Origin of the sequence: Lacimicrobium alkaliphilum (assembly GCF_002591895.1) — a bacterium.
GTDB classification, from domain to species: Bacteria; Pseudomonadota; Gammaproteobacteria; order Enterobacterales; family Alteromonadaceae; genus Lacimicrobium; species Lacimicrobium alkaliphilum.
Map to the genome: position 1 here is coordinate 59,173 of NZ_NISX01000012.1, position 11,378 is coordinate 70,550.

Consider the following 11,378-nt stretch of genomic DNA (forward strand, 5'->3'; position numbering starts at 1 on the left):
ATGCCCCCGGCATATCAGAGCTTTGGTGAATTTTATCCCTATTACCTCAAAGAGCACCGTAACAGGACATGCCGGCGTCTGCATTTTGTCGGTTCTGTTCTGGTTCTGTTGGTCATTTTCTGGAGCCTTTTCAGCCAGAATGCCTGGTGGTTGTTGCTGATGCCATTAGTCGGCTATGGCTTTGCCTGGACCGGCCATTTTTTCTTTGAAAAGAACCGGCCTGCCACCTTTAAGCATCCCTGGTACAGCTTACTGGGTGATTGGGTCATGTTCAGAGACATGCTTACCGGACGCATAAAGTTTTAACCCGAGGTAGTAAACATGCTGTGGCGGACTCTTAATGGCAGCAACACTGCTTGTCAAAGGTGAAGAGGATTAAGCACAGCGATTTAGCGGGCAAATAACTGACCCATGTCCTTAAAAAGCTTCTGCGTGATTAAGATCGGTCACCGGTATGGCCAGATGAAAGGGTTGAATTGTGTTCATGTTTTTACCATTTCGTATTAGCTGATCCATTTGAGCTTTTTTAGTTTGGCAAGACTAAAGGGAGGGTAGCGCCAATTTATATCAAACCAGTTGCTGCGTTTCATTACCGATTTGATATGGCTGAAGGTGTCAAATCCCCATTGCCCGTGATAGTTACCCATACCACTGCTGCCCACGCCACCAAAGGGCAATGCCGGATTAGTCATAAACATCATTCCGTCATTAACGCATACACTGCCCGCGCTGGTCTGGCTGAGAATCTGTTGTTCGAGGTCAGTGGAGCGGGTATACAGATACAATGCCAGAGGTTTGGGGCGGCAGTTGATAAAAGTCAGGGTGTCTTCAATGTTTTCCACCGTAATCACCGGCAATATAGGTCCGAATATTTCTTCCTGCATCACCTTACTGCTAAGTGGCGGATCCAATAACAGAGTCGGGGCGATATAGCGCTCTGCCTGGTTAGTCTGGCCGCCGAAGGTCAGGTGCGTGTCCGACAGATAGCCCTGCAAGCGCTGAAAATGACTGTCATTAATAATGCGGCCGTGAACCGCTGTTGATAGCAACACAGGTTAGTGTGTTTGTTGTTTTTCAATATACCGGCTGAGGTTAATCAGGCTGTCTACCCAATATTGGTCGCGGCGGGCATTTAGCCAGGCCAGAAACTGTTCATGTACCTCCGCAGAGACAGCCAGGTAATCGCCTCCTACGCCGTGAAAGGTGATACTGGCCAGTGTGCCATGTCTGGCAGATTGGCTGACGTAGTCGGTGAGCTCCTGCAGTGACGGATTGACCGGAAACCAGGTGGGAATGTGGTGAAGATTGAGTTGTTGTATCTCACCCACTGGCTCGCCAGGTCTTCTGATCGCCGCAAATAGTGGTGCCACACGGGCCAGATACTCACCATCCTTTGCTTGTGTATCGCCGCAGGGAGGGGTAAAGGTGCGCTGCGTTTCACCGTCGATGGCAAACAGATAACTATTGGCGTTGTTAATCTCCTGCGTGATCGCGGCCACAGTCCAGTTATCCAGGTCATTATGTGGTGTAACCCAGTCACGACCCGGTAATGAGGCTCTGCAGGGATGGTTTATACTGTGATTTCCCATTTCATGGCCTTGTCTGGCAGCAAGGCGCCATTCATCTAAACGACCGGTAAGGGTTGGGGAACTCAGTGTCAGATAAAAGGTGGCGTGAAAGTTGTAGCGGTTCAGAACGGGCAGGGCATTATCCAACTGACTCTCCAGAGCATCATCATAAGCCAGACTGACCGCTGCCAGAGTGCCATCTGGCCAGCTGAAATCTGCGTTTACTGAGGAAACGAAAAACAGCGCTAACAGCAGAGCAAATCCCATTGTTGCAGACCTGATTCGGTTTATTTTTGTCATGGATTAGCTTCCCGGTTGTTCTACAGATAAATGAATCATTAAAGTGACTTCGGTGTGTCTCTACAAATATTCTATTCCTGCCACTTAAAATTAGAAAGCGCTTACAGAGCGTTTTATGAACTTCCCAACAGAGGTGAATTGGCACTATTCTCAGAGCTTAGTGAATGGGTCACTATCAGTAACACACTGTGTTTGCAGGGCGTCTGAAAAAGACGGCAATAATTTGATCCCCTTGCAGCGTGACTCTTTGGTATGATCGACCGTTCAGTTTATTAGTGCGGACACCATTTTATTTATGCCCGGAACTCAGGTGAATAACCCTTTGCATGGGATAACTCTGGAGCAGATGATTGTGAGGCTGGAGCAAAAACTCGGCTGGGAAGAAATGGCGAGGGTGGTCAATATCCGTTGCTTCAGCCACGACCCTTCGGTGAAATCCAGCCTGAAATTCCTGCGCCGCACACCCTGGGCGAGAGAGAAAGTAGAGCGCCTTTACCTGAATGTATTCAATGTATGGGGGCAGGGATCCTGAGCAAGCCGTGACGATGAAAAAGATCAGGGATATGAGAGGAACCGGTGCCCAACTCATCAGGGAAAGCTTTAGTATTTATCTGACGTTACTAAAGATTTTGGTGCCCACACTGATCATCGTTAAGGTGCTTGAAATGCTTGGGGCGACCGCATTTTTGGCGACCCTGCTGGGACCGGTAATGGCGTTGATTGGCCTGCCTGAATCTGCCGGGCTGGTGTGGGCTACCACTCTGCTGACCAATATTTATACCGGTATGGTGGTATTTTTGTCACTGGCCGAGCAGCAGAGTATGACTGTGGCGCAGGTCAGTGTGCTGGGCACCCTGATGCTGATTGCGCATGCGCTGCCCTTTGAAGGGGCAGTGGCGAAAAAAGCCGGTGTGCCCTGGTGGTTTACTTTGCTGTTACGTATCGGTGGTGCGCTGATCCTCGGCGCATTGGTGCACCTGTGTTATCAGCATTTTGGCTGGCTGCAACAGCCCAACCAGCTGGCCTGGCAGGCGCCCGAGACTGACGGTTCGCTGTTTGCCTGGGCTAAAGATCAATTACTTACCATTGGGGCGATTTTCTTTATCATATTCGCCCTTGTCAGCCTGCTCTGGCTGCTCAGAAAACTGGGGGTTGAAAAGCTATTGCACTGGGCGTTGTTCCCATTGCTGCGGCTTTTGGGAATAGGCCGCGACGCAGCCAATATCACTATTATCGGCATCACCATGGGGCTGAGCTTTGGCGCTGGCATTCTGCTGAATGAAGTGGGTAAGGGCAAGCTGAATAAACGGGATGTGTTGTTAACGGTGAGTTTTCTTGGCCTCTGCCATAGCCTGATTGAAGACACGTTACTGGTGATGCTGCTCGGCGCCCATTTGTCGGCAATACTCTGGGCAAGGCTGGCGTTCTCTGTTATCACCATTGCAATAATGGCAAGATTGCTACCCAAGGCCTGAGTCTCTTAGCTGAATTTGCTGACCTTCCGGCTTGTGCGCCAGGAGGTCAGCTGGTAGGTATTCAGGGTCCCGGGTTGCCACACTTAATTGAGGGACTTTCGACATCAGGTCGGATAGAGATCTTCGATAAGCTCAGGCTTGCCGTACCCTTGCTGGTCAGAATAAATGGACTGAATACTCCGGCCAGTTCTTGCGCATCACGAAAGCAGGCCAGTCCGATACTGAGTGTCTGCCATTTGTCTGCAGGCATGGATTGTAACTGCTCAGTTATATCCACTCCGGCACCACAATCCGGGCCGCAATCCATCCCGAGTATTACGGCTTTAGTTGGTTTATTCTGCACCAGTATATCCATACTCAGTGCGCCACTGCGCTCAAGATAGCTGCGCAGGTCCTGTGGGAAGGGCGCACCAATTCTCACCTGCCCTGACGCTGAGCCATCAAAAATTATACTTCGGGCATCTTCCTGTACAAATCTGTCCATGGTGCGCATTTTTACCGGGCCAGCGGTCATTACGGCACTGGTGACCGCGGTCTGATTTTGTGCGGTGCCAATACTCATAGACCATGGCGCACGGATCGCATTCTCAAGCAGCGCTAAAGGTTCTAATTCGGAGCTATCGGCATCGACACTTTCATCCAGTGTGTCACTGAGTATATTTTTTTCACCATAACGCAGTCCAAAGCCATAGGGCAGTAAGGGCTGGTAGTCATCATCGCCGATATTAACGGTGGCTTGCTCCGGCGTTGCCGGCCAGGAGAAAGACAGTTTGCCGTTAAAATCATATCGGATATTTCCCTCATTATCGGCGAGTAATACATCCGCCACGCCCTGACCTTCTGAGCCGGGCAGCCAGGCTGCTACAAATGCGTCAGAGGCATTCAGCTCAGGGTTAACCCACATCGGCCGACCACTTAAAAATACGGATACGACCGGGATATTTTGTTGTTTCAGTTTGCGCAGTAGCGCTAAATCCCGTTTATTGCCGCGTTGGTATTCGAGATTAGCCAAATCGCCATTTCCTTCGGCGTACGGCTCTTCACCAAATACGACGATGGCAACATCCGGTGTCTGACTGAAACTGCCATCTACTGACAGTTCTGCTTTACCGCCGGCGGCGTTTACAGCCTCAGAGATCCCGCCATAGATGGAGGTACCTCCGGGAAAGTCAGTATTTTTATTGCCCGTACCCTGCCAGGTAATCGTCCAGCCACCAGACTGCTTACCAATATTGTCGGCGCCATCACCTGCAACAAGAATGTGCTGATTGGGATCAAGGGGTAATAACTGGCCTTTATTTTTCAGTAACACCAGTGATGCCCGCACAGCCTGGCGGGCAATCTGGCGATGTTCAGGGTGTCCGATCAGTGTGCTGTCACCAGCCAGTGGACGGTTGGCCGGTGAGGGTTTGTTGAAAAGTCCGGCTCTGAGTTTTACACGTAAGACCCGGCTGACGGCATCATTCAGGCGTGATAAGGGAATAACCCCTTCTCTGACCTGATTAACCGTATTTTCAAGCAGAGGTTTCCACGCATTGGTTGGCACCATAAATACATCCAGGCCGGCATTAATCGCCGCCGGGCAGTTGTCATTGCTACAACCTGAGATTTGGCCATGGCCATTCCAGTCGCCAACCACAAACCCATCAAAGCCCATACGTTCTTTCAGCACTTTCGTAAGCAGGTACTCACTACCATGTAATTTCTTGCCATGCCAGCTGTTAAAGGAAGCCATCACCGACTGAGCTCCGGCTCTCAGGCCGCCCACATAGCCCTGAGCGTGGATCTCATAGAGTTCCTGTTCACTGGCCAGGTTGTTGCCCTGATCATCACCACCTTGTGTACCGCCATCCCCGACGAAGTGTTTTACTGTGCTGAGCACCTTATGTTGAGAAAGGAAATTATCGTCACGGCCTTGCAGACCTTTAACGATGGCATAGGCGTAATCGCGCACAATTTCAGGGTCTTCGGAGTAGGCTTCGTAGGTGCGCCCCCATCGATCATCGCGGGTTACCGCCACAGTGGGTGCAAATATCCAGTCAATACCTGTGGCAGCGACTTCTTTAGCGGTAGCATCGGCAATTTTTTCTATCAGCTGAGGGTTATTGGCAGCGCCCAGACCAATATTGTGCGGAAATAACGTAGCGCCAATCACATTGTTATGCCCGTGCACCGCATCGGTTCCCCACATGGTGGGGATCGTGCTGCCATCTAGTGAATCATCCACGGAGGCCTGATAGAGCGCTTCGGCCAGGTCGATCCAATCCTGTACAGAGGCATGTTTGTTGTTGTCAGGAAAAGCGCCGCCCCCGTTCAGATACGAGCCAAATCCATAGCGACGCATGTCGGCAACGCTGATATCACGAATTTCCGGCTGTATCAGCTGTGCGACTTTCTGTTCCAGCGTCATACCTGCAAGAAGTTTCTTGACCTGAGTTTCGGTGTCCTTACTCTGTTTGACCTCTGACTCAATATGAGGCCAGTAATCCGGTACAACTTTTTGGTTTGCCAGTGGCGTCTGGTCAATGTCTGCAGGCCCGCTGCAGGCTGCAATACCGCCCAGACTCAATGCGCCCAAAAGGACTGATGTAGTATATTTAAGTCGCATCATATCCCCTCCTGAATGGTTTCGTTTGCCTTCCTGGCGCGGATTGCCGCCCCCGCCAGACCATAGAAGCCGATATACAGATAACACAGCATTGGCAGTAAGAAGGACAGTTGCAGACCAATACTATCAGCCAGTATGCCCTGTAACAGCGGCACAATGGCACCACCTACTATGGCCAGACAAAGCAGGCCGGAACCGCGGCTGGTGTCTTTGCCCAGACCTTTTAAGGCGAGGCTGAATATGGTGGGAAACATGATGGAGTTACACAATCCCACCAACAACACACTCCACATTGCCAGTTGCCCTGAGCTGAAAATACTCACCAGCAGCAAGGCTATCGAGGCCGCGCTGTTGAAGCCCAACAATTTCCCCGGCGTGATTTTTTGCATCAGTATTGCGCCAATAAAACGGCCTACCATGGCACCACCCCAGTAATAGGCAATATATTTGGATGCCTGGCCTTCACTCATGCCCATCACACTGTCTTCGCCGAGGTAGTTAACCAGAAAACTACCAATAGATACTTCGGCCCCGACATAAAGGAAGATTCCCAGAGCTCCGAGGATCAGGTGTGGGTAGTTTTTAAGGGGGGCTTTAGCTTTAGAGTCGAGCAGGTCGGCGGCACTGGGTACATGGTTACCGGTTTCAGGCAGACGCATTCTGACCAGAAAAGCGGCCAGTCCGATAAGAACAAGGGCCAGACCGATATAGGGTACGATCACCGAATCGGCAGACTGAACGCTGCCTTCTGCATGGGAAAATATCAGTATGCCACCGATCACCGGCGCCACCGTGGTACCTAAAGAGTTAAAAGCCTGAGTCATGGTCAGTCTGGACTCGGCGGTATCCGGATCGCCCAGCAGGGTCACCAGTGGATTAGCGGCTACCTGCAAAATAGTTACGCCGGCAGCCAGAATAAACAGCGCCCCCAGAAACATCCAGTAAGTGGTGTACAACGCCGAGGGGATAAACAGCAGACAACCGGCCGCCGCAGTAAGCAGGCCCAGACCAATGCCTTTCTGGAAGCCTATCTTATCGACGATACGCCCCGCTGGTACAGAGACCAGGAAATAGGCCATAAAAAAGCAAAACTGCACCAGCATCGCCTGGGTATAACTGAGACTGAATACACTCTTCAGATGCGGGATCAGAATATCGTTCAGTGCGGTGATAAATCCCCACATAAAAAACAATGCTGTGAGTGAAATCATTGCCATCGGCAGACTATTACTGCGCAATGGCTGTTGAGGTGGTATTGAAGTTGTCATACAGGTGCCTTTTTTGAAGCCAGTCTTTGCAGCCGGTCATCTTCACATTGACCATTGACTAACATTAGGTTTACACTTTGTGAAAGCGCTTACATTTGTAGCATCATGAAATCCGTTGTGCAACAAATTATCAACATTTGCCTTTTGAATTTGAGGCGCTGAACAGCAACAGCTAACGACCATCGAAAACAGGTGAAACAGGACAGAACATTGATTAACAAGGCAATTACATTACCGGCAACGTCCCCTTTGCTTAAAAATGACTTCATTTTTGGTGTGGCGACCGCTTCTTTTCAGATTGAAGGAGCGGCAGATTCCAGGCTGGATACGATCTGGGATACATTTTGTGCTACGCCGGGCAAGATCCGGGATGGTTCCGATGGTAAAACCGCCTGTGAACATGTATCTCACTGGGAGGAGGACCTCAGATTGATCCGCTCCATGGGGGTGGATGCCTATCGCTTTTCTGTATCCTGGGCCAGGGTTATACATGCCGATGGAAGTGTGAACCAGCAGGGACTGGATTTTTACATCGCCTTGCTGGACCGCCTCAACGAATATGCAATCAAGCCCTTTGTTACGCTGTATCACTGGGATTTACCCCAGTATCTGGAAGATCAGGGGGGATGGCTGAATCGTGAGACGGCCTACAAATTCCGCGATTATGCGGATCGGGTATCACGGGCTTTCGGTGACAGAGTGCACTCCTATGCCACGCTGAATGAGCCGTTCTGTAGCGCTTATCTGGGTTATGAGGCTGGTATTCATGCGCCAGGCCATAAGAGTCGCGCCTACGGTAAACAGGCTGCACACCATTTGCTGCTTGCCCATGGTCTGGCCATGGAAGTACTGGAGCGAAATGCTCCCGAAGCGCTGAATGGCATCGTATTGAATTTCAGCCCCTGTTATCCGGAGTCTGATTCAGCAGAAGATATTGAGGCGGCAAACATGGCCGATGAGTATTTCAATCATTGGTATCTGCAGCCGCTGTTAGAGCAACGTTATCCGGATGTACTGGAAAAGCTGCCCCGGAGTGAACACCCACCAGTGATGCCCGGAGATATGGCCATAATTGGCCATAAGCTGGACTATATTGGCATTAATTATTATACCCGTGAACGCTATCAGGCATCGGCCTCGGAGCTGTTTGAAAAACTTGAGCATGAGCAGCAGCCATTAACCGATATGGGGTGGGAAGTGTTTCCTCAGGGGTTGACAGATCTGCTGCTGGATTACCATCAACGCTATCTTCTGCCACCTGTATATATCACCGAAAACGGTGCGGCCATGGTGGACAAGCTGGTGGATGGCAAAGTGGATGATCCTGAACGTCTGGCCTATCTGCAAAGTCATTTACAGGCCGTTGATGATGCGGCCATGCAGGGCGTTGACGTGCGAGGTTACTTTGCCTGGAGCCTGATGGACAATTTTGAATGGGCTGAAGGGTACCTGAAACGCTTTGGTATCGTCTATGTAGACTATGAGAGCCAGCAGCGTATTATCAAATCCAGTGGCTACGCCTACAGGGACTTTCTGCTGCAAAAGGCAGAGCAAGGTGCAGGTAAACAACAAGCGGGAGCACGCTGAATGGCTTTGTCGGTAAAAGAAAAAGTCGCCTATGGGCTTGGGGATACGGCCAGCAATATTGTCTTTCAGTCGGTAATGCTGTTTCTGTCATTCTTCTATACGGATGTGTTCGGCATTTCCCCGGCCATTGTCGGTACCTTATTTTTAGTGGTGCGTATATTTGATGCCGTGACCGACCCACTAATGGGCGCTATTAATGATCGTACCAACAGCCGGCATGGTAAATTCCGACCCTATTTGCTGTGGCTGGCGGTGCCTTTTGGGTTGATAAGTGTACTCGCCTTTACCACACCGGATCTATCCGCCGACGGCAAAGTGATTTATGCCTTTGTCACGTATGGCCTGCTGATGCTGGCCTATACCGCCATTAACATTCCGTACTCAGCTCTGGGGGGCGTGCTGACCGCCGACCCTGGCGAACGGGTTTCGGTGCAGTCTTATCGATTTGTGTTCGGTATGCTCGGGGGCTTATTGGTGACCGCCTTTACCCTGCCGCTGGTGGACTGGTTTGGCAAAGGAGACAAGGCCCTCGGTTATCAGCTTACCATCGCTGCAATGAGTGCCATTGGCGTAATATTTTTCTGGTTGTGCTTTGCAGGTACCAAGGAGCGCATTTTTCCACCTGCTCAGCAGAAGTCGTCTTTCAGACAGGATATGGCGGCTCTGTGGCAGAATGATCAGTGGCGGGTATTGTGTGTTGCCGCGATCCTGGTGCTCTTTGGTATGGTGATTCGTAATACCCTGGCGATTTATTATGTGAAGTATTTTCTTGGCCGGGAAGACCTGATCACCCTTTTTGTCACACTGGGCATGATAGGTAATATTCTCGGTTGTGCTATGGCCCAGGGCATCGCAAAACGGCTATGTAAAGTGAAGGCGTATATCTACATTCAACTGATCGCTGCGGTACTTTGCGTGGCCGCATTCTTTGTGGATTCAGAGCAGTTGATACTGGCATTTGTCATCTATATTGCCTGGTGTTTTGTGTTGCAGATGGGCACGCCGTTGCTTTGGGCCAAAATGGCAGACATTGTCGATTATGGTCAGTGGCGCACCGGGCTGCGGATTACCGGCATGACATACTCGTCCATCGTGTTTTTTATCAAACTTGGATTAGCGTTAGGTGGGGCTGTGGCTGGATGGTTGCTGGCCTATTATGGTTACGAGCCAAATCAGGTACAATCTGAGCAGACCCGACAGGGGATTCTCCATTCATTCACATTGTTACCGGCGATTACTTTTGTATTGGTGGCTGTAGTGATGAAATTTTATAAACTTAACGACGCTAAAGTGGTGCGGGTCAGAAACGAACTGGAAAAGACCGCCACGTAAACACGAACAATAATAACAGGGTATTGAAGGATTCATGGCAACCATATATCAGGTCTCGGAATTGGCAGGGGTGTCACTGGCGACGGTATCCCGGGTAATGAACGGAAACACGCGGGTCAGCGAAGCGAAGCGGACCAAAGTACTGGAGGCAATGAAAGAGCTGAATTACCGGCCTAACTCCATTGCTCAGTCACTGGCTTCCAATTGCACCAACAGTGTGGGTCTGCTGGTATCCGAATTATATGGGCCTTTTTTCGGTGAAATGATGAGCGGCGTAGAGGGAGAACTGCGTGCGGCGGGCAAGCACGTTATTGTTGCTGCTGGTCACAGTGATGAAGCCAGTGAAAAGGATGCCATCGAGTTTCTTATCAGCCGCAAATGTGACGCGCTGATTCTGCATGTGGATGCCGTGTCTGACCAATATCTGCTGGAATTGAATCAAAGTGGTACGCCTGTGGTGGTGATTAACCGCAGTATTCCGGGGCTGATGGAAAACTGCATTTGTCTGAATAACCAACTGGGGGGCTATCTGGCCACTAAAACCTTGCTGGAAATGGGCCATCGCAAGGTGGCGTATGTTTCCGGACCTATGTGGAAGACCGACGTGCGCGATCGGGTTGCGGGACATCGCCGCGCCCTTCAGGAGTTTGATTGCGTGGTACCGGATTCGTTATTTATCGAAGGAGATTTCCACGAAGAGGGCGGAGTGAAGGCGATGTTGCAATTGTTGCAGCAGCCAGAACCCTTTACTGCGGTGGTATGCGCCAACGATGAAATGGCCTGCGGGGTAATGAACTGTGCCCGTGACAATAATCTGGACGTGCCGGGTGATCTGTCAGTGATGGGCTTTGATAATGTAATTATGTCCCGCTACACCTTTCCCCATCTCACTACTATTGATTTTCCTTCAGGGGAAATGGGGCGAATGGCTGCTAACTGGGTGCGTCAGCATATTTATCAGGACAGCAAGAAACCCGTACAGAACCTGTTCGAGCCAACGGTTGTGATGCGTGACTCGGTCAGGGGTTTAGCTTAAAACCGTCTCGACTCCCAGGGTGCTAGTTAATACCTCATCAAACACTCTGGCAAATCAGATAGTTTGGCTTTCCCTGCAGGTATGACACACCGCCCCTGGTGTGCCAGTGACCTTTGCATTGGGCATCCCTGCCCAATGCCTTGCAGGCCGCTTTCCCGCCGTAACCGCGAATACAGCTTCCCGTTGCAGAAGCAGGCTTACCGC

At 50.7% G+C, this 11,378-nt stretch carries 10 protein-coding genes; 6 read left to right on the forward strand and 4 right to left on the reverse strand.

The features are described from left to right. Positions 1-306, forward strand: coding sequence for an Mpo1-like protein (locus CDA54_RS12400; protein WP_099035342.1), 306 nt, complete (start codon positions 1-3; stop codon positions 304-306). 197 nt (positions 307-503) lie between these two features. Here CDA54_RS12400 and CDA54_RS12405 read toward each other — a convergent pair whose 3' ends face one another. Together CDA54_RS12405 and CDA54_RS12410 are read right to left on the reverse strand one after the other, a co-directional pair. Continuing rightward, entirely contained in the window at positions 504-1,052 is a 549-nt protein-coding gene (locus CDA54_RS12405) for an aldehyde dehydrogenase family protein (RefSeq protein WP_099035343.1), read from the reverse strand. Positions 1,053-1,055: 3 nt separating this feature from the next. Beyond that, on the reverse strand, positions 1,056-1,868 hold the full coding sequence (locus CDA54_RS12410; RefSeq protein ID WP_099035344.1) for a polysaccharide deacetylase family protein: 813 nt from the start codon (positions 1,866-1,868) through the stop codon (positions 1,056-1,058). Positions 1,869-2,163: 295 nt separating this feature from the next. On the opposite strand from CDA54_RS12410, the gene CDA54_RS12415 reads away from it, so the two are divergent. Both CDA54_RS12415 and CDA54_RS12420 read left to right on the forward strand, forming a co-directional pair. Next, positions 2,164-2,400, forward strand: a complete 237-nt coding sequence (locus CDA54_RS12415) for a VF530 family protein (RefSeq protein WP_099035345.1) — start codon at positions 2,164-2,166, stop codon at positions 2,398-2,400. A 13-nt stretch (positions 2,401-2,413) separates the two neighbouring features. After that, complete coding sequence (locus CDA54_RS12420; RefSeq protein WP_229748150.1) at positions 2,414-3,343, forward strand: hypothetical protein; 930 nt, start codon at positions 2,414-2,416, stop codon at positions 3,341-3,343. Between the two features lie 61 nt (positions 3,344-3,404). On the opposite strand, the gene CDA54_RS12425 is transcribed toward CDA54_RS12420, so the two are convergent. Next, positions 3,405-5,951, reverse strand: a complete 2,547-nt coding sequence (locus tag CDA54_RS12425) for a glycoside hydrolase family 3 protein (protein ID WP_099035400.1) — start codon at positions 5,949-5,951, stop codon at positions 3,405-3,407. Next, on the reverse strand, positions 5,951-7,219 hold the full coding sequence (locus CDA54_RS12430; protein WP_099035346.1) for a sugar MFS transporter: 1,269 nt from the start codon (positions 7,217-7,219) through the stop codon (positions 5,951-5,953). The genes CDA54_RS12425 and CDA54_RS12430 overlap by 1 nt, the downstream gene beginning before the upstream one ends. A gap of 213 nt (positions 7,220-7,432) precedes the next feature. Here CDA54_RS12430 and CDA54_RS12435 point away from each other — a divergent pair, with 213 nt between their 5' ends. From CDA54_RS12435 to CDA54_RS12445, 3 genes are read left to right on the forward strand one after another with little or no spacing between them, the layout of a single operon-like run. After that, positions 7,433-8,806 (forward strand): GH1 family beta-glucosidase, encoded by a 1,374-nt coding sequence (locus CDA54_RS12435; RefSeq protein ID WP_099035401.1) that lies wholly within the window; start codon positions 7,433-7,435, stop codon positions 8,804-8,806. Continuing rightward, a complete protein-coding gene (locus CDA54_RS12440) occupies positions 8,807-10,138 on the forward strand; it encodes a glycoside-pentoside-hexuronide (GPH):cation symporter (protein WP_099035347.1) in 1,332 nt (443 codons plus the stop codon). A 34-nt stretch (positions 10,139-10,172) separates the two neighbouring features. Then, a complete protein-coding gene (locus CDA54_RS12445) occupies positions 10,173-11,174 on the forward strand; it encodes a LacI family DNA-binding transcriptional regulator (RefSeq protein WP_099035348.1) in 1,002 nt (333 codons plus the stop codon). Positions 11,175-11,378: the final 204 nt, after the last annotated feature.